The sequence below is a fragment of the Acinetobacter sp. AOR18_HL genome, assembly GCF_027855145.1.
Taxonomy (GTDB): domain Bacteria; phylum Pseudomonadota; class Gammaproteobacteria; order Pseudomonadales; family Moraxellaceae; genus Acinetobacter; species Acinetobacter pittii.
Genome location: NZ_JAKTIG010000083.1, coordinates 24,707 through 46,164, shown reverse-complemented (window position 1 = coordinate 46,164; position 21,458 = coordinate 24,707). Strand labels below are relative to the sequence as shown.

Below are 21,458 nucleotides of genomic sequence, written 5' to 3'. Positions count from 1 at the left end.
TTTCTAGGACGAGTATTCAGTGACATGGCAACTTGATTTAAATAATGCTGATCTGCCTGATTTAAATCAATCCCTTTAGGTAAATATTGCCTAATTAAACCATTCATATTTTCGCATGTGCCTTTTTGCCAAGGTGAATGTGGGTCACAGAAATATACATCTATGCCTAAATCTTCTTCGAGTATTTTATGTTCTGACATCTCGCGTCCACGGTCATAGGTCAACGTTTTACGCAGTTCTGCAGGTAAATATTTCAGAGCTTCAGTTAAAGCCTTGCGCACTGATTCTGCCTTTGCATCAGGTAATGTTGCCAAGATACAGAGCCGTGTATTTCGTTCAATAAGTGTTGCTATCGAACTTTTATTGTCTTTACCTTTAATTAAATCAGCTTCCCAATGACCCGGTATTTTTCTTTCTTGAACTTCGGCTGGGCGCTCATGAATAGTTTTAATATCCTGTAATATAGAATCTTTTTTAGGTTCACCGTTAGCTTTTCGCTTTTTATTTTCATGACGCAGACAGGATAATAAGTCTTTTTTCAACTCACCCTTGGGTAATGCTCGTATCGTTGAATAAATCGTTGTATGGCTTACATTCATTGTTTGATCCAAATCAGGAAATGTCTTTAAACGCTTTGCTATTTGCTGAGGAGACCATAAACAACGGATCGCTTCAACAATAAATTTCCAGAGGATTGAATCGATTTTGAGTTTTCTGTGACCACGTCTACGTCTAGCGAAGGTGTTATCAGAAGCATATCGAGCTTGATAAACGTCATTGATGCTATTTCTTTTAAGCTCACGATAGATCGTACTAGGATGTCTTTTAATGAGTTCAGCAAATTTTCTGGCTGAAAAGCCTTCTTTTCTTGACTCAAGCATTAATGCAGTACGATCTTCAAAGTTAAGATGATGGTATGACAATTTTATATACTCCATAAACCCTTTAAATTAATTAGGTGGTTTATGTCGCACTTCAAGTTTTACTCTGCCTAGTCATAAATTCATTAAATAATATAAATAAAAATATTGATTATTAAGAATAATTTAAAGATTATTCTATAATAAATCTTCACAACAACCTCTTTAATAAAAAATAAATTTATAATATATTTTAAACTCATTTATTTTAGATGATAGGTATTTAATTACTTTTTATTAAATATTTACTTTCAAATCACTCATTAAAAAGGATGACTTCATTCTCGTTTTAAAATTAATAACACAGCTTTAAAACGATAATTTTAAAAATTATTTATACTTATCAGATTAGAGATTTATCAATGAGAAATTTATTATTTTTTAAAAAATTACCACTAATTATTGCATTAAGTATGGGCTTAATGGCTTGTAATGATAGCGATAATGATCCAAATGAAACTTCACCTGTTACGACTCCTTCCGCAAGTGTTGCCTTACAAGTGTTTGATAATACTACAGGTAGTCAAATTAATAATGCTCAAGTTAGCATAGTAAATAAAACAGTATCATTAAATACTGATATAGAAGGTAAAGCACAACTACAAAAAATTGCTGTTGGTCGATCTGTCATTAAAATTAGTAAAACTGGTTATGCAGATCAATTTGTTACTGTCGATTTAGTGGATAAGCAAGAACTCTCAGGTATTATTGTTCAACTCATACCTTTAAATTTAGGAGGGTCTGTTTCTGCCATCACTGGTGGAACGGTAAACTTAGCAAACAGTACAGCTCAAGTTATTATTGCTCCAAATAGTCTAAAACGTGTAGATGGACAGCCTATTCAAGGTAATGTAAATGTGAGTTTTGCCCTCATTAACACTGCACAAGAAGTGCGCAATATGCCAGGCGACCTAGCAACCCAAGTGAACAATACAAGAGCGCCGTTAGAAAGTTTTGGAGCCATGGTTGTTGATTTGAGAGATAGCACTGGTGCAAAAGTTGAACTGATAGCTAACCAATTGGCTAATATTCGTATTCCTTTAATGGCGAGAGGAATTGCCCCTGCTACCATTCCACTTTATTATTTTGACCCTACTCGTGGTTATTGGCTTCAGGATGGTAACCAAACACTCACCTTACAGATGGATAATAACGGAAATCGTTTCTACACAGGTAACTCAAGTACATTAAATGTTGTAAATGCAGATATTCCTTATCAGACAACAAATGTTGCTGGCTGCTTAGCAGATTCAAGTGGAAAACGAATTGCTAATGCTCAAATTTTGCTTGAGGGTAAAGACTACTCTGGCTACACCATTACCAATACCAACAATAATGGTGAGTTCTCAGCCGCAGCAAAACAAGACTCTATTGTATTAATTAATGGTCAAGCAAATAGTTTACGCAGTAATACCGTTGAACATACTGTATTAGCATCAAATAGCACTTTAAATGATTGCTTAGTTTTAACAGAGCCAAGCCAAAATATTACGGTTAGGTTGACTTGGGGCCAAAACCCCGATGATATTGACTCGCATATGCTAGCCCCGGATGGCAGTCATGTTTCATACAGTGCCCAAGGAGCATTACTGCAACATCCTTTTATAAATTTAGATGTTGATGATACGACCAGCTATGGCCCTGAAGTGATCACATTAAGTAAATTGATGGTAGGTGATTACCATTATTTTGTTCACAACTATTCAGGCACATCGAATCCCGGTATTTTTGGCTCACCAATAAAAGTTGAATTAAATACAATGAAAGGTACTCAAATTTTTACCCCTACTTCAAATACTGGAGAAAGCTTCTATTGGAGCGCATTTAAAATTAAAGTTGCTGAAAATTGTGATATTACAGTGACCCCAACAAAACAATGGCTAAATTCAGAACCAACAGTCTCTCCATCTGCAATAAAATATTGCTCTAAATAAATTTAGTATTATATACAGCGATTTAAATAATCTTTAGATCGCTGTTCCTTAAATTATTACTATAATTTACTAATTTTAGAAAATCTTAATCTAAATTATTTAAAATTCTTAAGATTATTGACCATAATATCGAGATTATTACGAATTAAATAAGCCAAGTTAATATCAATGCCTTCAAGCATTTTTTCTTCAACTTTTAAAACCACTTCATTACATTTATTTAGCTTATCAATACCACTGTCGGTCAGCGTAATTAGAATACGGCGGCCATGTGTTGGGTCTGGTTTTTTCTCAATCCAGCCATTGACCAGTAAATCTTGCAAAATTTTGTTGGCTGATTGCGGCTTAATGAAAGAGCGCTCAGCAAGCTTGGCATTGGATAAATTACTTTTTGAAGCTAAAACAGAAAGTGCAGTAAATTGCGGCAAGGTAATTTCAAGCTCTTTTAAATGTTCTGTTAAATGTTTACTAATAATTCGGTCAACACGAGCAATCATGTAACTTAACTTAGGCTCATCTTCTACTTTTTTTGGAACTAAATTCGAACGTACCATAACCTTTCAATCATCATAAGAAAATCTGTAGTGAAAGTACGAGGATCTACCCCATACTTTCGTTAAAACTTAGCGAGCACCTGAGCTTTGTACTAAATGTACAGGCTGTTTAGGTTTTTTGACAAGAAGTAATGCAGAGATCGCTGCAATTAAAATCACAGGAATACTTGAACCAATCACGATGGTCGAGCTTTGTCCAAGCGAGAGTAAAAAACCAGCCATTAAAGGCCCTGCAAAAGAACCAATACGCCCGATCGCAACCGCTGAACCTACACCTGTTCCACGCATTTCGGTTGGATAATACATGGCAGCCAGACCATACAGCGCTGATTGCCCTCCCACAATGAATAGGCCACAACCCACTGCCGAAAGTGCAAGTAAAGCCACTGTCGGAGAAATTGCTAAACAGCACAGTGAGAATAAAATGCCGAGATAAATCAGCTTAATCACAAAGCTCATGCGTAATTTATCAAGCAATACACCCATGAGGATTGAACCTAAAATTCCGCCAACGTTGTAGCCCATCTGTACATAGTTTGCCTGTAGTTTTGATAGGCCTTGCGCGCCCATCAGCAACGGCAGCCAGTTTAACAAGAAGTACAACACCACCAATGTGCAGAAAAAACTTATCCAAAGCTGAATGGTCGACATACGACGCTCTTTGGCAAATAAAACTTCAAAGAATGGCGTGGTTTGCTGTGCTTGAACTTTACGTTGCAGGTAGTCATTTGACTCTGGTAAAAAGCGCATAATCAGTGGGATTAGTAAAATAGGTGCAATCCCACCAATATAAAAAATATGACGCCACTCTGCATCGCCTGCCAACGACATCGCAACCACAGAAGTGAGTAATCCACCAAAAGGAATGCCGCTATACATAATGCTCACTGCGGTGCCTTTGTGCTGGTCAGGTACAGCTTCAGAGGCAAGTGTAATCATCATCGGAAGTGCCCCACCCATTCCTAAACCTGTACAAAAACGAATGAGTAATAGCAAACTGAAATTAGCAGCATAAGCCGTTAGCAAAGACATAATTCCAAAAAGTAAAATACTAAAAATCAGAATTTTCTTACGCCCGACAATATCAGCAAACCGACCACCTAATATCGCACCTGGTAACGTCCCTAAAATTGCAGCACTAAACGCCCACGCCATCTGGGCATTGTCTAACATAAACTCAGCCCGCATTCGTGGAGCGGCTACCCCCATTGATTGAAGATCAAACCCTTCAAAAATTGCTATGGCAAAGCACAGTAGCAACGTGATTTTTGCCCTTGAAGGCTGTCCTGATATTTTTTCCATTGTGTTGTCCTTTATTGTCTAGTCGTTCCATTTAGCCCTTTGTGTATTGTTGTTTAAACACACCAAAAATATCAGTTAAACTTACTAAAAAATCAACATATTTTTATATTAAATTAATATAGAAAATAATTAACACTTAAAATACAATGAATTAAAAAATATTTATGAAATTTTATAAAAAAGACTTGAATGTAAGTTTAACTGATATTAGATTAAATCCCAGAACAGCAAAAAAATCATTCAAGGAGTATGAAGATGAGTTATGAAAACCGCTGGGAAACAGTAGATGTTAAAGTTGAAGAAGGAATTGCATGGGTCACCCTAAACCGCCCTGAAAAGAAAAATGCCATGAGCCCAACACTCAATCGCGAAATGATTGATGTGCTCGAAACTCTTGAGCTTGATCAAGATGCGCGTGTTTTAGTTTTGACGGGTGCTGGTGACTCTTGGACAGCGGGTATGGATTTGAAGGAATATTTCCGTGAAGTCGACACTCAACCTGAAATTTTCCAAGAACGTATTCGCCGTGACTCTTGTCGCTGGCAGTGGCAACTTCTTCGTATGTATTCAAAACCAACCATTGCTATGGTCAACGGCTGGTGCTTTGGAGGCGGTTTCTCACCTTTAGTGGCTTGTGACCTAGCAATTGCAGCAGATGAAGCAACTTTCGGTTTATCTGAAATTAACTGGGGGATCCCACCGGGTAACCTTGTAAGCAAAGCAATGGCAGATACCGTAGGTCACCGTGCATCTTTGTACTACATCATGACGGGTAAAACCTTTAGTGGTAAAGAAGCTGAAACCATGGGCCTTGTGAATAAAAGCGTACCGCTTGCCCAATTAAAAGCAGAAGTGACTGAACTTGCAAATTGCCTACTTGAGAAAAATCCAGTAGTTCTTCGTACCGCAAAAAATGGCTTTAAGCGTTGCCGTGAACTGACATGGGACCAAAACGAAGACTACTTATATGCCAAACTTGATCAATGTATCCACCGCGATACAGAAAATGGCCGCCAAGAAGGTTTGAAACAATTCTTAGATGAAAAATCAATTAAACCGGGTTTACAGAGTTATAAACGTACTGGTTAACTTTTGATACTTTAATGGCAATGTAAGGACGCAACCCATGCAAAATGTACAGTTACTTATTCACGGTCGATCTGTTGATGCATCAAATCAGGCAACTTTTGAGCGTATTAGCCCAATTGATGGATCAGTAGCCAGTAAAGCTGCTGCTGCAACACTGGAAGATGTTGACCGTGCAATCGAATCGGCACAACAAGCTTTTAAAGTATGGTCGAAACTCTCGCCTACCGAACGTCGCTTACGTTTATTAAAAGCAGCCGATTTAATGGACCAAAAAACCGAGCAATTCATTCAAACTGGAATGCAAGAAACAGGTTCAACTGCAACATGGTATGGGTTTAACGTTCACCTTGCTGCCAACATGTTACGTGAAGCAGCAGCCATGACTACACAAATTGACGGAAGTCTGATTCCATCAGATGTGCCAGGCAATCTTGCGATGGGTGTACGAGTTCCTTGCGGTGTGATTGTAGGAATTGCACCTTGGAATGCACCTGTCATCTTGGCAACGCGTGCGCTTGCTATGCCTTTGGCTTGTGGTAACACGGTTGTGTTAAAAGCATCGGAAGCCTGCCCAGCAACACATCGTTTAATTGGTGAAGTGTTACATGAAGCGGGTCTGGGTGAAGGTGTCGTGAATGTGATTACGCATGCCGCCGAAGATGCACCACAAATCGTGGAGCGCTTAGTGTCTCATCCAGCTGTGAAACGCATTAATTTTACCGGTTCAACTAAGGTCGGCAAAATTATTGCTGAGACTGCTGCCAAATTTTTAAAACCTGTTTTACTTGAATTGGGTGGTAAGGCGCCTGTCGTGGTTTTAAATGAAGCTGACATTAATGAAGCCGTAAATGCAGTTGCTTTTGGAGCATTCTTTAATCAGGGGCAAATTTGTATGTCGACCGAACGTGTTTTGGTTCAAGACAATATTGCCGATCAATTTATTGAAAAGTTGATTGAGAAAACCCGTTCTATTCGGGCAGGTAATCCAACCTCAAAAGACAATGTACTCGGTGTTTTAGAAAGTCGACGTGCTGCAAACCGTATTCAGCATTTGCTGGAAGATGCTCAAAACAAAGGTGCTGACTTACCTTTAGGCATTCATATTGAAGACACCACCATGCAACCGACGCTAGTACTCAATATTAAACCTGACATGCTGCTTTACCGCGAAGAATCATTTGGACCTGTATGCACAGTTCAACGCTTTTCAAGCATTGAAGAAGGCGTAGCACTGGCAAATGACAGCGAGTTCGGTCTTTCTTCGGCAGTGTTTAGCCAAAATATTTCGCAGGCATTAGAAGTCGCTCAACAGATTGATTCGGGTATTTGTCATATTAACGGCGCAACCGTACATGACGAAGCGCAAATGCCATTTGGCGGAACAAAATCGAGTGGTTACGGTCGTTTTGGTAGTAAAGTCTCTGTTGCCGAATTTACCGAACTACGCTGGATTACCATTCAAACCCAATCACGTCATTACCCGATTTAGTCAGGCTAATGCGGACAATAACATATTAAATAAAAATTGCATGATGCAAAAAATAAAGCGCAGTGATGCGCTTTCCATGGAGTGAAAGAAATGCAAATGAATGCCACTCAATCACAAGACCGCGAACGGTTCGTAAAATTAGGGCAACATGATATTCATTATCACCACAAAGATGACACGCTCTATATCAGCCCAAAAGAGCAATTAAAACCGTATCCACAAAAACTGACAGATCGGTTAATTCATTTTGCACAAACCAAACCAGACCATATTTTTGCAGCAAAACGCAATGCTCAAGGCGAATGGGTCAAACTGAGTTATGCAGAAGTTTTACAACGTGCATGGCACATTGCTCAAGCCTTACATAACCGTAATTTAAGCCAAGAACGACCACTCGTTATTTTAAGTGGCAATGATCTCGAACATTTAACACTCTCTATGGGTGCTATGCTGGCAGGTGTGCCTTTTTCGGCTATTTCACCTGCCTACTCTCTGATTTCTCAAGACTTTGGCAAACTCAAACATGTGTTTGAAGTGCTCACACCTGGTATGGTCTATGCCAGCGATGGACAAGCCTTTGCCAAAGCCATTCAAGCATGTATTACACCTGACATTGAAGTGGTGACCAATAAAGGAATAGTGGGCGATCAAATTTGCACATCTTTTCAGTCGCTATTAGATACACCAGTTTCAAATGTTCAAGAGTTTTACCAAACCCTTGATGAAAACCAGATTGCCAAATTCTTATTTACGTCAGGTTCAACCAAATTGCCTAAAGCTGTGCCGACCACGCATTTAATGTTGTGTGTTAATCAGCAAATGTTATTACAAACTTTCCCTGAGTTTGAAGAAACACCGCCTGTCCTACTCGACTGGCTATCTTGGCACCACACATTTGGCGGCAGTCATAATGTCGGCATCGCACTCTATAACGGCGGTACGATTTACATTGATGATGGCAAACCCGTTGCAGGAAAATTTGACGAAACCATTCGTAACCTCAAAGAAATTTCTCCAACTGTTTATTTAAATGTGCCAAAAGGTTGGGAAGAACTCACCGAAGCGTTAGAAAAAGATGAAGAATTAAGAGATCGCTTTTTTGCCAAAGTTAAAATTCTATTCTTTGCAGGTGCTGCACTTTCAGAAGCGGGCTGGAACAGACTCGATAAAATTGCCCAGCAACATTGCGGAGAAAAAATCCGCATTATGAGCGGATTGGGCATGACCGAAACTGCTCCCTCTTGTGCTTTTACAACTGGCCCACGCGTAATGGCTGGTTTTATTGGTTACCCTGCTCCGGGATGCGAAATTAAGCTAGTGCCATGTGGTGACAAACTTGAGTTTTGCGTTCGTGGCAAACATGTCATGAAAGGCTATTGGCGTTTAAAGGCAGACCAGCAAAGCACTGTGTTTGATGATGAAGGCTTTTTCCATACGGGCGATGCTGTTCGTTTAGTCGATGTCAATGATCCAACTAAAGGCCTAATGTACGACGGACGAATTGCCGAAGACTTTAAACTCAATACGGGTACTTTTGTGAATGTGGGCACATTACGCAACAAAGTGCTGATTCAAGGTAATTTACTGATTCAAGATGTCTGCATTACAGGTTCAAACCTAAATGCGGTTGGCTTTTTGATTTTTCCAAAACTAGATGCTTGTGCTCAATATGCAGGTCTTAAGCTGGGTGAACATTCTGCAGCAGAGATATTACAGCATCCTAAAGTCCAACAATGGTTCCGCCAATTTTTAACGACCTTTAATAAAGATGCGACTGGCAGTTCAAATACAGTCTCCATGCTTTATTTAATGACCGAGCCACCTCAACTCGATGCCGGCGAAGTGACCGATAAAGGCAACCTCAATCAAAGCAGTATTACGAAACGTCGTGCCGCTTTAATTGATGAGCTTTATCAAAAGCAGACTGATAACCCGCTGATTATTCGGGTGCCCACCTTAAAACAATAAGCAATTGAAATAAAAAAGGAAGCTCAAACTTCGGTTTGGGCCTTAGCCTCACTTTTGCCAAAAAAGGTTCAACATGCCACATGATACAGAATTTGAACTATTTCGGGATAGCTATCGCAGGTTCTTAAAAGAACAGGTTGCTCCCTACTACGAACAATGGGAACACGATGGTCTTATCCCACGTGATCTATGGCTTCGTCTTGGGGAAAATGGTTTTTTGTGTGTTGATGTGCCTGAGGAATATGGCGGTTATGGCGCTCCAGTTCATTACTCGCTCATGCTGGTTCAAGAAACTGCTCAAGCGGGCTTTGCATCTTTGGCAGTTGCCATTGGTGGGCAAAGTGAGCTGGTTTCTCCTTATCTACAAAATATCGGTTCCGAAGAGCAAAAACATTATTGGCTACCGAAAATGGTGACAGGTGAAGTCGTCACTGCAATTGCTATGACAGAGGCCAATGCTGGTTCAGACTTACAGGCTATACGCACTCAAGCCATTTTAGAAAATGACCACTACCGCGTGAATGGTTCAAAAACGTTTATTTCAAATGGTTTGCATGCCGACCTGATTGTTCTGGTTGCAAAAACTGACCCTCAAGCTAAAGCAAAAGGCATTTCAATATTATTAGTTGATGCTGCTTTAGACGGCGTTAAAAAAGGTCGCTCTTTACAAAAAATCGGGCTGCATGCCCAAGATACAGCCGAACTATTTTTTGATGATGTTTGTGTGCCTGCAACTCAGCGTTTGGGTGAAGAAGGACAAGGCTTTGCTTATTTAATGCAAGAGTTACCTCGTGAACGTTTGAGTATTTCCATGATGGCTTTGGGGTCAATTTTAGGCGCCATCGAAATCACCAAAGACTATGTACTAGAACGTAAAGCTTTCGGACAACCTTTAAGCCAAATGCAAAACACGCGCTTTGTACTCGCAAACGCTCAAATCAAAGCCAAAGCCGCTCAAGCTTTTGTAGACCAATGTGCAGCGCTGTATCAACAACACCAGTTAAGCGTCACTCAAGTTGCCGCACTGAAGTGCTTTATTACCGATGTCCAATGTGAAGTGATTGATCAATTACTTCAGCTTTTTGGTGGCTACGGTTACATGCAGGAATACCCGATTTCACGCTTTTTTGTCGATGCGCGGGTACAAAAAATTTATGGGGGAACCAATGAAATTATGAAAGAAATCGTGGCCCGAGAACTGCTCGGAAAATAATTCGATTTAAAACCAAACAAGGCAGACACAACAACTATGCCTTGTTTAAAACAAAAAAATGTTATTTCAGGAAGAAATGCTATGTCGAAATTATGGATGTACTCTACCCTTATGCTCTCTGGTTCAGTGTGGGCTGGCAATTTTATTGACAACAGCTCAGTAGAACTCACCACGCGAAATTTCTATTTTGACCGCGACTATCAAGAGCAATCTGCTTACCCTGCTGCTAAGGACTGGACACAAGGGTTTATTCTTAAAGCCAATTCAGGTTATACCGAAGGGACTGTCGGTTTTGGGCTGGATGTACTTGCGACGGCGGGTTTTAAACTCGATGCCGACGCAGAGCATGGCGGTACAGGAAACTTACCTAGAGACACGCGTACCAATGAACCTGCTGACTCTTATGGCGAAATTGGGGTCACAGCAAAAGCCAAAATGAGTCAGACTGAACTACGCATTGGTACGCTAATGCCGATGAACCCAGTTTTAGTGGCTTCACCTGCTCGTTTACTTCCTCAAACCTATCGAGGAATTTCACTCACCAGTAAAGATATTAAAGACTTCGACTTACAAGCGGCCTACCTCGATAAAGTGAATCATCGTGATTCGACCAACTATGAGAAAATTAAAATTTCAGGCGTAAATGGACGCTTTAAAAGTGCTGAAACGGATGGACTCTATTATTTAGGTGGAAACTATCAGTTTAATCCTGCACTCAAACTCACCGCTTTCTACATGGATGTTGATGATCTTTATAACCAAACCATGGTCGGTGCTTTACATCAACACAAAATTAATGACACCACTAACTTTAGCTCACAATTACGTTACTACCGCAGCCGAGATGACGGGCAAGCAAAAGCAGGCTTAGTCGATAATGACCTCTATCATGCGCATTTCGAACTCAAACATCAAAACCATAAATTTATTTTTGGAACTTTCCAGCATCACGGCGACACCGCCTTTCCGTATTTGACTGGAGGTGAAACTGGGCTTCTCATTGACACATGGCCGGGTGAGTTTTTAAACCCAAGAGAAAAAGCCTATAGCTTCCGCTATGAATATGACTTTAAAGATTATGTGCCGGGTTTACGTTTCATGACTCGTTACACCACAGGCCACAATATTTATGCACCTAACTTAGGTGGCACCAATTTAAAAGAACGCGAAACCGACTTTGATTTAGGCTACACCGTTCAAAGTGGCTGGTTAAAAAATCTAGGGCTACGTGCGCGCTACGCCATTTATGACAACAACATGCTCTCTACAGCCAACATCAAACCTGTAAATGAAACCCGTATCAACATTGACTACACATGGAAATTTAAATAATTCAAAACGAGAGGTTCTGTCACACATAGAACCTCTTTTTATTTCGGGAAATTCATCATGAAGAAAGTTGTAACGCTACTCTGCGGAATTTGTCTCATTAGCCTGACTCATGCCGAAACACAATATAGCCCGCCACCTATTCAGCTTGAACCTTTAGCAAAATTCAGTGTTGATTTAAATGCGCCTGTTTGGGAATTAGGCACAACCAGTGACGCAGGTAAACGCCGAATTATTCCCATTACAGGTGGGACATTTGAAGGGAAATCACTTAAGGGCCGCATTTTAAATAATGGCGCAGATTGGCAAATTGTCGACAGTAAAGGGCTAGCCATTATTGATACGCGATATCTATTAGAAACCAATGATGGTGCGCTTATTTACCTTCAAACCAAAGGTTACCGACATGGCTCGGCAGAAACACTAAAACAGCTTGCCCAAGGCAAAGATGTCGACCCGAAAAATTACTATTTCAAAATTACCATGCAGTTTGAAACCAGCTCACCTAAATATTCATGGCTTAACCAGACCGTTGCGGTAGGTAGTGCAATGCGTTTGGGTAAAGCTGTTATTTATGATGCCTACACCTTGAAATAATAATTTTTATAACACCTACAAAAAGGATGGAGCCCTCATTATGGATCAAAAAACTTTAGAACACTTACCGCCCATCCATCACCATTTGGGCGGACATAATATTCATTGGAATGATCAAAACACTGAACTTAATATCCACTACACAGCCCTAGAAAGCTTTACCAATCCACGCGGCACCGTTGAAGGCGGCATGATCTGCGCCATGCTTGACGACGTGATGGGACTTTTTGCATATCTCGCCAATAACCATAAACCCGCTACCACCATCAACTTAACAATGGATTTTTTAAAGCCCTGTGCTGTAGGTGAAGTCATTACAAAATGCCGATTCATTAAACAAGGTAAAACTGTACTAAATCTCGAAAGTGAAGCTTGGCAAAACAACAAAATGATTGCACGGAGCACAGCTAATTTTCTGGTTTTAGATTAATTACAACCATGCATTCAATAAGGATATGAATAAATGAATTACACCAAAAATAAACGAATTTTAACCCACTCCGCTTTAGTGCTTGCCATGCTTGGTTCTTTGGCAGGCTGTGGAAGTGATAATGATGACACAACGATTCCCTCAACAACCAAACCACCGCAGTTGTCTCCTGCTGTGGGCGTAAAAATGACAGGAAGCTGTACGGACTTATTCGGATTTCAATACAACAATACAGTCATTAGCTCAGCTACCCTTCAAGAAGCAGGCACCTTGACTGTCGCCAACAAACCGATTGGCGCTCATTGTTTGATCAAAGGTTATATGGACCAACGTGTAAGCCCGATCGATGGACAAACTTATCAAATTGGTTTTGAAATGCGCTTACCAATAGACTGGAATGGTCGTTTCCTCTATCAAGGCAATGGCGGAACCGATGGTAATTTAGTCCCTGCAACAGGTCAGGTCGGCAGTGGTGGCCCGCTGACCAATGCCCTGCATGATGGTTTTGCGGTCATTTCTTCCGATGCTGGACATAATGCCTCACAAAATCCAATGTTCGGTTTAGACCCTCAAGCCAGAATTAACTACGGCTACGGTGCGATTACCAAACTCACGCCTATGGCAAAAAACCTAATTAAAGCCGCATATGGTAAATTGCCAGACCGCTCCTATGCAGGCGGCACATCGAACGGCGGACGTCATGCCATGATTGCCGCAACCCGTTTGGGCGATCAATATGATGGAATTTTGGCAAGCACACCGGGTTTTCACTTACCTCGTGCAGCCGCGGCTCAACTCTACACAGCACAACAGCTTCGTCGTGTCGCAACAGATGAAAATGACCTAAGTACTGCTCTAACTCTTCCAGAGCGCAAAGTATTAGCAAAAGCTATTTTAGATCGATGCGATGCCTTAGACGGTGTTGCAGATGGGCTGGTTCAAGATGTCGAAGCTTGCCGTACAGCTTTTGATATTCATAAGCATGTACCCGTTTGCTCAAGCACAAGAGATGGGACTTGTTTAAGCACCGAACAAATTGATGTATTAGCCAACATTTACCGTGGTCCTGTAAACTCTGCTGGACAAGCCCTCTATGCAACCCAACCTTTCGACCCCGGTTTAGTCGGTAGTAACTGGGCAAGCTGGAAATTTGAATCTTCTGTGGGAACAGCACGTGACCCCGTTGCAGTTGGAATTCTTTTTCAGGTTCCACCAGACCCAACTGTGACTCAAAATTCTAGACAATTTGCCTTTAATTTTAACTTCGATACCGACTATCCAAAACTCTCGGCAACCAATGATGTTTATACTGAAAGTTCGATGTCTTTCATGATGCCACCTGATGAACTTAATCTAGATAAACTCCGTAATCACGGTGGAAAAATGATTGTGGTACAAGGCACAGCAGATGGCGTTTTCTCTGTAGATGACACCCAAAATTGGTACGATCAACTGCTACAACACTATAAAAATGATGCGAAAGGTACAGCGCCTGAATTTGCGCGTTTCTTTAGAGTTCCGGGTATGAACCATACCCGTGATGGTATTGCGACCGACCAGTTTGATGCATTGACTGCTTTAGTTAACTGGGTGGAATATGGACAAGCACCTGACAAAATCATTGCAACCGCACGCGGCGCAGGTAACCCAAGTGGTCAAATCAATACTGAGCTTCCACAAGACTGGGCGCCAGACCGCACCCGTCCACTTTGCCCTTACCCACTGATCGCCCGTTACAATGGTCAAGGTGATAGCGAAAAAGCTGAAAACTTTAGCTGTAAATAACATCCAATAAGATAAAAAGAGAGCTTACTTAAGCTCTCTTTTTATCTTACTCTGCCCAATCTTAGCTCAAGCTCACTGCTTAAACTTTTTAATACTTTTAGACAAATGAGCTCGCATCATTTGTCGGGCCAATAAACCATCCTGATCGACAATTGCGTTATAAATATTGACATGATCATGGTGAACCGCTTTTAAATATTCTTCGCGGTTTTCAGGACTTTGCTCAATAGATTTTAAACGTGCACGTGGAATAATTTTTTCGCCAAGATACTTTAGAAAATCAACGAAATATTGGTTTTCAGAAGCTTCAGCAATGGCAATATGGAAATCATAGTCAGCTTTTACCGTACCATCATTGGCATCTGATGAAATATGACGCTCAAAGTCTTGAAGCGCAGCTTTCATTTTATCAATATGGATTTGCTTACGGCGCTCAGATGCTAAAAAGACAGCTTCCGACTCAAGACTAATCCTAAGCTCAAGTAAAGAAACAATATCGTTAATGGTTTCTAAACTGGCATTAGACAGCAAAAAATTTTGCTCAACTGTCTGTTCTTTTACAAAAGTACCAATCCCGTGATGAGTCTCGACAAACCCTAATGAACGCAACTCAGTAATTGCTTCGCGAATAACAGAACGGCTTACTTCAAAAGTTTCAATTAATTCAAGTTCGGTCGGAATTTTCTCTCCGACTTGGAAGTCTCCAGACTGAATTTTTTCGATCAGTTGTTCTACAATAATCTGGCTTAGTTTTTTTGTTGATCTAGGTTTAATTGCACTAGACATAATTTGAAGAACTCATGAAATGTTGAAAAAATTAGAAAATTCATTTTACTATAAACTTAGACGATAGTCATATTCGGTTTTTATACCTCTAAGTTATTAAAATCAAAATATTTTATCTCTCTTATCAAACCCTCACACATATTTAAAAAGTAAGCAACTTATGCTTCTGATGATATTTAATAATACGTTGAATAAGTTAAAAAATATGCAGCCCAATAGCTTTAATTGAGCTGCACAACTTTTAAATTTGAGCCTGAGTTAACTGTCCATTGACCAGACGAGTAATCTGTAGTGGATTACTATCTTTTAATACATCGGGTAATAAAACTTGTGGCGTATTTTGGAAACATACCGGACGCAAGAAGCGCTCAATTGCTCCCGTACCTACCGAAGTTCCGCGTGCATCACTTGTTGCAGGGAAAGGCCCCCCATGCACCATCGCATCAGACACTTCAACCCCTGTTGGGAAACCATTAAACAATACACGGCCAGCTTTACGGGTTAACAAATCAAGAAGCTCGCCTGCCTTAGACAACTCGTTTTCATCACCAATAATGGTTGCTGTAAGCTGTCCACCTAAAGCTTCAATCCCCTTCAACAGAGTGGCTTCATCTTCGACTGCAATCACAATCGACATTGGCCCGAAAACTTCATGTTGAAGCTTCGGATTGCCTGACAATAAAACAGATTGGTCCGCTTTAAACAGATGTGCTTTTGCTTGAGAAACTAGCTCGGCCTCTTGTCCTGTCGCAATAACTTCAAAACCAGCTTCATTTATTAATGCATCAATACCAGTTCGATAGCTTTTTAAAGTACCTTCATTCAACATAACCTGAGGCACAGCTTTTTGCGTGCTTTCAACTAAAGCCGTAATAAAGCGATCAAACTCGGGGCCTTTTACACCTAAAATTAGACCTGGCTTTGTACAGAACTGACCACATCCCATATTGAATGAGGCAACCGTATCCTGAGCAATTTGTTCACCACGTGAATGAAGTGCTTCAGGTAAAACCACCACAGGGTTCACACTCGACATTTCAGCAAAGAAAGGAATTGGCTGAGGACGGCTCTGCGCAAGGTTATAAAGTGCCATTCCGCCTTCAAGAGAACCCGTAAAACCAGCTGCCTGAATCAGTGGATGTTCTACCAAGTTTGCGCCAATACGGCCACCAAAAATCATATTGAATGTGCCTTTAGGCATATCGCAAACTTCAATTGCTTTTTCAATGGCTTCTGCAACAAGCTCAGCAGTTGCCATATGGCCAGAGTGTGCTTTAAAGACAACCGGACACCCTGCTGCTAAAGCAGCTACGGTATCACCGCCTGCAGTTGAAAATGCAAGTGGGAAATTACTCGCGCCAAACACGGCAACTGGCCCTACCCCAACTTTATACTGACGTAGATCGACACGCGGTAAAGGCTTACGTTCTGGCAATGCCACATCAATACGGGCACCATAAAAATCGCCGCGGCGTAAAAGTTCAGCAAATAGTCTTAGCTGGCCAGTAACCCGCCCTGTCTCCCCTTGAAGACGAGCAAGTGGCAAACCTGTTTCAAGTGAAGCAACCTCTTGCAAGTTCGCACCCAATGCTTCAATTTGGCGAGCAATTTCTTCAAGAAAAGATGCACGTTGTTCTTGAGTCGTTTGGCTATAAACTAAAAAAGCGTTATGCGCAGCTTGAGCAGCCTGATCTACTTCTTCAAGTGTTGCCTGACTAAATACATAACCTGTTGGCTGATAGTCTTTTGCAGCTATACTTTCTAAAGCTGGTGCATTTGCAGCAACGCGTTCGCCATTAATAAACTGCCGACCGTTATTTTTACTCATTTTAAAGCTCCAATACCTAAACAGTTAGAATTATTGCGGACCAAGTGTCACAATGAGAGCAGCCAAATCTTCATAGTCTGCTTGAGTTAAATCACTTAATGGTGGACGCACAGGACCTGCGTCGTGCCCAACAATTTTGGCACCTGCTTTAATCATGCTTACAGCATAACCAGATTTACGGTCGCGAATTTTTATCAATGGCAAGAAGAAATCTTTAATTAAACGATTAGTTGTTTCAAAGTCATTACTGCGAAGCGCGTTATAAAACTCCATTGCAGTCTTTGGAATAAAGTTAAATACAGCTGATGAATAAACTGGACAACCTAAGGCTTTATATGGCGCTGCAAAAACTTCTGCTGTTGGTAAACCACCTAAATATGACAAACGATCACCCATAGTCTGAGTCACTGCTGTCATCATATCGATTTGACCAGAGCTGTCTTTAAATCCGATTAAGTTCGGGCACATCTCGGCTAATTTTTGGATTGAATCGAGATTTAATCTTGAAACGCTACGATTATAAAAAATTACGCCAAAATCTACTGAGTTACATACTTGTTTGACATGTTCGATCAAACCTTCCTGGCTTGCTTCAGTTAAGTAATGCGGCATTAACAAAATACCGTGTGCACCTAAGCGCTCTGCTTCTTTTGCCTGTTCAATCGCCTGACGTGTCGGACCACCTGCCCCAGCAATAATCGGTACACTACCTTTACAAGTATCGACAGCTGTTTTAATCACGTCAGAGTATTCACTTCCAGTTAACGAGAAAAACTCGCCTGTACCACCCGCAGCAAATAATGCATTTGCACCATAAGGCGCTAACCATTCAAGACGTTTTGCATAAGAAGATTTGTTAAAGTCCCCATTTTGGTCAAAGTCAGTAACCGGAAAAGAAAGAAGGCCATCAGAAACAATGTTTTTTAACTCAAGAGCATCCATTAGAAAATATCCATACATGTTTATGTTGTCAGACATCTTACATCATAAATTTTATTTTAATCAATATATTTTTCCTCTGAAAAATTAAATTTTTTAAAAAGATCAAAGTTCATTATCTAAAATAATTTAACCTATTGTTTTATAAAACATCTTTAAAAACTCTCAATATTAGGACTAATCGTTAGACATAAAAAAAGCTGCCCATATGGACAGCAAAGCATTAAGAAAACTCAAAAAGCGAATTTTTCAAAGATATCGGTAAAACATTAACGAACCAAACACGGCTTTTTATTATTAAATGACCAATTTGGTATTAAAAATTGCATCGCATCGGCATCATTACGAGCCCCTAAACCTTTTAATTTATACAGTTCATGGGCTTGATTAATTCTATCCCAGTCCAGCTCAACCCCAAGTCCCGGTGCTGTTGGCACCTGAATTTTACCGTCTTTAATTTCAAGCGGTGCTTTAGTGAGCTGATCTGTACCTTCTTGCCAAATCCAGTGCGTATCAATTGCCGTTACCTTACCTACCGCAGCGGCAGCAACATGGGTAAACATGGCAAGTGAAATATCAAAGTGATTATTAGAATGCGAACCCCACGTTAAGTTATACATATTGCAGAGCTGTGAAACTCGAACCGAACCTTCCAATGTCCAAAAATGTGGATCAGCCAAAGGAATATCAACAGCTTGCAATTGAATACTATGCGACATTTCTCGCCAGTCCGTAGCAATCATATTGGTCGCAGTGGGTAAGCCTGTTGCACGTTTAAACTCGGCCATAATTTCACGGCTTGAATAACCTTGTTCTGCACCACACGGGTCTTCCGCATAGGCCAGCACACCTTTTAAATGTTTACCTAAAGCAATTGCTTCATCTAAAAACCATGCTCCGTTTGGATCAAGTGTCACACGCGCATCCGGGAAACGGCGCGCGATTGCTGTAACAGCTTCAGCTTCTTGTTCGCCCTGTAATACACCACCTTTTAACTTAATGTCTTTAAAACCATAACGGTCATAAGATGCTTCTGCTAAACGCTGTACTGCCTCGGGTGTTAACGCTTTTTCATGACGGACTTTATACCAGTCATGGTTATGCTTAGGTGTAGTCGCATAGTCTAATGAAGTCTGTTTTCGGTCACCGATAAAGAATAAATATCCTAAAACTTCAACTTCACTACGTTGCTGGCCTTCACCTAGTAAGCTTGCGACATTCACATTTAAATGCTTGCCAAGCAAATCCAGTAATGCTGACTCATAAGCCGTTACAACATGAATTGTGGTACGTAAATCAAAGGTTTGATTGCCTCGACCACCACTGTCACGATCAGCAAAAGTTTGCTGAATTTTTTTAAGTAGATTTTTATATTCGCCAATCGGCTGCCCTTCTACCAAGGCTTTAGCATCATTTAATGTCGCTAAAATTTTTTCTCCACCCGGAATTTCACCTACACCAATATTTCCAGAGTTATCTTCGATAATAAGTATGTTACGAGTGAAATAAGGTCCATGAGCACCACTCAAATTGAGCAGCATGCTGTCATGTCCAGCAACAGGAATTACTCGAATTGATTTAACGATAGGTGTAGAGGTCGCCATTAAAATACTCCTTGGCATTCTGATACTATTTTTTCATTACCAAAACTTATAAGACATCAGACAACTTGTCAATATAAACCCGCATAAAAATTATTTTTCGACCCTACTTGCCAAAATAATATTTTTATTCATATGATGTCATACATCTAAAGACGCGGTTTTAGAACTAGGACTATAGAGTAGATACAAAATTCCGTTTTCTCATCTATTCTATCGATGAATTTGACATGACGTCACCTATTTCACGGATATGCAAATAGGTCGATTATTAAAAAGAGTTTGTATATGGATAATCTGCAAACAAATATTGCTGTAGTGACTCAGCAAAGAGCCAAACATACAAAAACTCGCTACTACATTCTTGCGATGATTTTTTTGGTCACGGCTTTTAATTACGGTGATCGTGCAACCCTTTCAATGGCTGCAACGCCAATGTCTCATGAGCTGGGAATCGACTCAGTCACCATGGGTTATATTTTCTCGGCCTTTGCATGGGCCTATGTAATTGGTCAAATTCCAGGTGGTTGGCTACTCGATAAGTTTGGTGCTCGCCGTGTATATTTCTGGAGTCTGTTTTTATGGTCTTTATTCACGGTTTTAATCGGTTTTACCGACATTTTAGGTGATACTGCGACCATCATTACTTCACTCTTTGTACTCAGATTTTTAGTTGGTTTGTCTGAGTCGCCTGCTTTTCCGGGTAACAGTAAAATTGCTGCCGCATGGTTTCCAACCAAAGAACGTGGAACTGCCGCTGCCATTTTTAACTCATCCTCTTATTTCTCAACCGTACTTTTTGCTCCCCTAATGGGTTGGCTTGTTGCAACCGTCCACTGGCAGTCTATTTTCTGGGTCATGGGTGGTCTTGGAATCATTCTTTCCTTTATCTGGCTTAAGGTCATTTATAGCCCAACCAATCATCCAACAGTAAATCCCGAAGAAGTAAAATATATTGCTTCAGAAGGTGCTTTACTCGACATGGGTGAAAATAGCCAAAATAGTAAAAAAGAGAAAATTACTTGGAGTAAAGTTAAACAATTGCTTGCTTCACGTATGATGCTCGGTATTTTTATTGGGCAATATTGTGTAAATACACTGACCTATTTTTTCTTGACTTGGTTCCCTGTTTACCTTGTCAAAGAAAGACATCTCAGCATTTTAGAGGCTGGTTTTGCAGCAGTTGCACCTGCACTCTGCGGCTTTGTAGGTGGAATTTTAGGTGGCTTGATTTCAGATAAGTTAATTCGAATGAATTACAGCTTAAGCTTTTCAAGAAAGCTACCTATCGTAGTCGGATTCTTGGTTTCAACCTCAATCATTATGTGTAATTACGTCGACTCTCAAGCAGCAATTGTATTCTTTATGTCCTTATCTTTCTTTGGGAAAGGCATCGGCTCTTTAGGTTGGGCAGTCATGTCTGATGTTGCACCAAAAGAAATGGTGGGCTTATCAGGAGGAATGATGAATGCGTTTGGTAATACGGCAGGAATCGTGACCCCAATTGTGATCGGCTATATCTTAGCAAGTACTGGTTCTTTCAACCTTGCATTGACTTATGTCGGTGTGCATGCGATTGCAGCAGTGATTTGCTATACCGCTATTGTCGGCAAAATCCAGCGCTTCGAGTTAAAACCTACCTCTTAAAACTTTAAGTCATAACGCTTAACTAACTTAAGCGTTATGACCTCTCT

At 40.6% G+C, this 21,458-nt stretch carries 17 protein-coding genes; 10 read left to right on the top strand and 7 right to left on the bottom strand.

Features of this window, described 5'->3' with window-relative positions; all coding sequences use genetic code 11:
* Positions 1 to 938: IS30-like element ISAba125 family transposase (locus MKL51_RS20330; RefSeq protein ID WP_079396101.1), on the bottom strand; the 938-nt coding region annotated here is incomplete at its 3' end.
* 344 nt (positions 939 to 1,282) lie between these two features.
* On the opposite strand from MKL51_RS20330, the gene MKL51_RS20325 reads away from it, so the two are divergent.
* Complete coding sequence (locus MKL51_RS20325; protein WP_002120570.1) at positions 1,283 to 2,854, top strand: carboxypeptidase regulatory-like domain protein; 1,572 nt, start codon at positions 1,283 to 1,285, stop codon at positions 2,852 to 2,854.
* A 95-nt stretch (positions 2,855 to 2,949) separates the two neighbouring features.
* Here MKL51_RS20325 and MKL51_RS20320 read toward each other — a convergent pair whose 3' ends face one another.
* Positions 2,950 to 3,408: a MarR family winged helix-turn-helix transcriptional regulator gene (locus MKL51_RS20320; RefSeq protein ID WP_002120484.1), complete on the bottom strand. Its 459-nt coding sequence runs from the start codon at positions 3,406 to 3,408 to the stop codon at positions 2,950 to 2,952.
* A 69-nt stretch (positions 3,409 to 3,477) separates the two neighbouring features.
* Entirely contained in the window at positions 3,478 to 4,710 is a 1,233-nt protein-coding gene (mhpT, locus tag MKL51_RS20315) for a 3-(3-hydroxy-phenyl)propionate transporter MhpT (protein WP_002120512.1), read from the bottom strand.
* Between the two features lie 249 nt (positions 4,711 to 4,959).
* On the opposite strand from mhpT, the gene MKL51_RS20310 reads away from it, so the two are divergent.
* From MKL51_RS20310 to MKL51_RS20275, 8 genes are all read left to right on the top strand, one after another.
* Positions 4,960 to 5,799 carry a p-hydroxycinnamoyl CoA hydratase/lyase gene (locus tag MKL51_RS20310; RefSeq protein ID WP_170825830.1) on the top strand — a complete coding sequence of 280 codons (840 nt, stop codon included), beginning with the start codon at positions 4,960 to 4,962 and terminating at the stop codon, positions 5,797 to 5,799.
* A gap of 37 nt (positions 5,800 to 5,836) precedes the next feature.
* The gene (locus MKL51_RS20305) at positions 5,837 to 7,288 is read left to right on the top strand and encodes an aldehyde dehydrogenase (RefSeq protein WP_002120481.1); all 1,452 of its coding nucleotides are present in this window, start codon (positions 5,837 to 5,839) and stop codon (positions 7,286 to 7,288) included.
* Positions 7,289 to 7,369: 81 nt separating this feature from the next.
* A complete protein-coding gene (locus tag MKL51_RS20300) occupies positions 7,370 to 9,256 on the top strand; it encodes a feruloyl-CoA synthase (protein WP_170825831.1) in 1,887 nt (628 codons plus the stop codon).
* 73 nt (positions 9,257 to 9,329) lie between these two features.
* Positions 9,330 to 10,469, top strand: a complete 1,140-nt coding sequence (locus MKL51_RS20295; RefSeq protein ID WP_002120514.1) for an acyl-CoA dehydrogenase family protein — start codon at positions 9,330 to 9,332, stop codon at positions 10,467 to 10,469.
* A gap of 81 nt (positions 10,470 to 10,550) precedes the next feature.
* Positions 10,551 to 11,801 carry an OprD family porin gene (locus MKL51_RS20290; RefSeq protein WP_005802839.1) on the top strand — a complete coding sequence of 417 codons (1,251 nt, stop codon included), beginning with the start codon at positions 10,551 to 10,553 and terminating at the stop codon, positions 11,799 to 11,801.
* Between the two features lie 57 nt (positions 11,802 to 11,858).
* Positions 11,859 to 12,395, top strand: coding sequence for a DUF3237 domain-containing protein (locus MKL51_RS20285; protein WP_002120536.1), 537 nt, complete (start codon positions 11,859 to 11,861; stop codon positions 12,393 to 12,395).
* 40 nt (positions 12,396 to 12,435) lie between these two features.
* Positions 12,436 to 12,825 carry a PaaI family thioesterase gene (locus tag MKL51_RS20280; protein WP_002120534.1) on the top strand — a complete coding sequence of 130 codons (390 nt, stop codon included), beginning with the start codon at positions 12,436 to 12,438 and terminating at the stop codon, positions 12,823 to 12,825.
* A gap of 33 nt (positions 12,826 to 12,858) precedes the next feature.
* Entirely contained in the window at positions 12,859 to 14,610 is a 1,752-nt protein-coding gene (locus tag MKL51_RS20275) for a tannase/feruloyl esterase family alpha/beta hydrolase (protein ID WP_002120498.1), read from the top strand.
* A gap of 72 nt (positions 14,611 to 14,682) precedes the next feature.
* Here the strand turns inward: MKL51_RS20275 and MKL51_RS20270 are convergent, their stop codons facing one another.
* The 4 genes from MKL51_RS20270 to gudD all read right to left on the bottom strand — a co-directional run bounded on the left by MKL51_RS20270 (position 14,683) and on the right by gudD (position 19,767).
* Positions 14,683 to 15,396, bottom strand: coding sequence for a FadR/GntR family transcriptional regulator (locus MKL51_RS20270; RefSeq protein WP_002120549.1), 714 nt, complete (start codon positions 15,394 to 15,396; stop codon positions 14,683 to 14,685).
* Positions 15,397 to 15,637: 241 nt separating this feature from the next.
* Positions 15,638 to 17,224 (bottom strand): aldehyde dehydrogenase (NADP(+)), encoded by a 1,587-nt coding sequence (locus MKL51_RS20265; protein WP_002120529.1) that lies wholly within the window; start codon positions 17,222 to 17,224, stop codon positions 15,638 to 15,640.
* 30 nt (positions 17,225 to 17,254) lie between these two features.
* Complete coding sequence (kdgD, locus tag MKL51_RS20260) at positions 17,255 to 18,166, bottom strand: 5-dehydro-4-deoxyglucarate dehydratase (protein ID WP_002120561.1); 912 nt, start codon at positions 18,164 to 18,166, stop codon at positions 17,255 to 17,257.
* A 266-nt stretch (positions 18,167 to 18,432) separates the two neighbouring features.
* Positions 18,433 to 19,767, bottom strand: coding sequence for a glucarate dehydratase (gudD, locus tag MKL51_RS20255; protein ID WP_270904392.1), 1,335 nt, complete (start codon positions 19,765 to 19,767; stop codon positions 18,433 to 18,435).
* 285 nt (positions 19,768 to 20,052) lie between these two features.
* On the opposite strand from gudD, the gene MKL51_RS20250 reads away from it, so the two are divergent.
* On the top strand, positions 20,053 to 21,411 hold the full coding sequence (locus MKL51_RS20250) for an MFS transporter (protein WP_002120540.1): 1,359 nt from the start codon (positions 20,053 to 20,055) through the stop codon (positions 21,409 to 21,411).
* Positions 21,412 to 21,458: the final 47 nt, after the last annotated feature.

Excerpts from the sequence above, each read along its gene's own strand:
- MKL51_RS20325 (WP_002120570.1), top strand. The coding sequence starts at position 1,283 with ATGAGAAATTTATTATTTTTTAAAAAATTACCACTAATTATTGCATTA.
- MKL51_RS20320 (WP_002120484.1), bottom strand. The coding sequence starts at position 3,408 with ATGGTACGTTCGAATTTAGTTCCAAAAAAAGTAGAAGATGAGCCTAAG.
- mhpT (WP_002120512.1), bottom strand. The coding sequence starts at position 4,710 with ATGGAAAAAATATCAGGACAGCCTTCAAGGGCAAAAATCACGTTGCTA.
- MKL51_RS20310 (WP_170825830.1), top strand. The coding sequence starts at position 4,960 with ATGAAGATGAGTTATGAAAACCGCTGGGAAACAGTAGATGTTAAAGTT.
- MKL51_RS20305 (WP_002120481.1), top strand. The coding sequence starts at position 5,837 with ATGCAAAATGTACAGTTACTTATTCACGGTCGATCTGTTGATGCATCA.
- MKL51_RS20295 (WP_002120514.1), top strand. The coding sequence starts at position 9,330 with ATGCCACATGATACAGAATTTGAACTATTTCGGGATAGCTATCGCAGG.
- MKL51_RS20290 (WP_005802839.1), top strand. The coding sequence starts at position 10,551 with ATGTCGAAATTATGGATGTACTCTACCCTTATGCTCTCTGGTTCAGTG.
- MKL51_RS20285 (WP_002120536.1), top strand. The coding sequence starts at position 11,859 with ATGAAGAAAGTTGTAACGCTACTCTGCGGAATTTGTCTCATTAGCCTG.
- MKL51_RS20280 (WP_002120534.1), top strand. The coding sequence starts at position 12,436 with ATGGATCAAAAAACTTTAGAACACTTACCGCCCATCCATCACCATTTG.
- MKL51_RS20275 (WP_002120498.1), top strand. The coding sequence starts at position 12,859 with ATGAATTACACCAAAAATAAACGAATTTTAACCCACTCCGCTTTAGTG.
- MKL51_RS20270 (WP_002120549.1), bottom strand. The coding sequence starts at position 15,396 with ATGTCTAGTGCAATTAAACCTAGATCAACAAAAAAACTAAGCCAGATT.
- MKL51_RS20265 (WP_002120529.1), bottom strand. The coding sequence starts at position 17,224 with ATGAGTAAAAATAACGGTCGGCAGTTTATTAATGGCGAACGCGTTGCT.
- kdgD (WP_002120561.1), bottom strand. The coding sequence starts at position 18,166 with ATGGATGCTCTTGAGTTAAAAAACATTGTTTCTGATGGCCTTCTTTCT.
- gudD (WP_270904392.1), bottom strand. The coding sequence starts at position 19,767 with ATGGCGACCTCTACACCTATCGTTAAATCAATTCGAGTAATTCCTGTT.
- MKL51_RS20250 (WP_002120540.1), top strand. The coding sequence starts at position 20,053 with ATGGATAATCTGCAAACAAATATTGCTGTAGTGACTCAGCAAAGAGCC.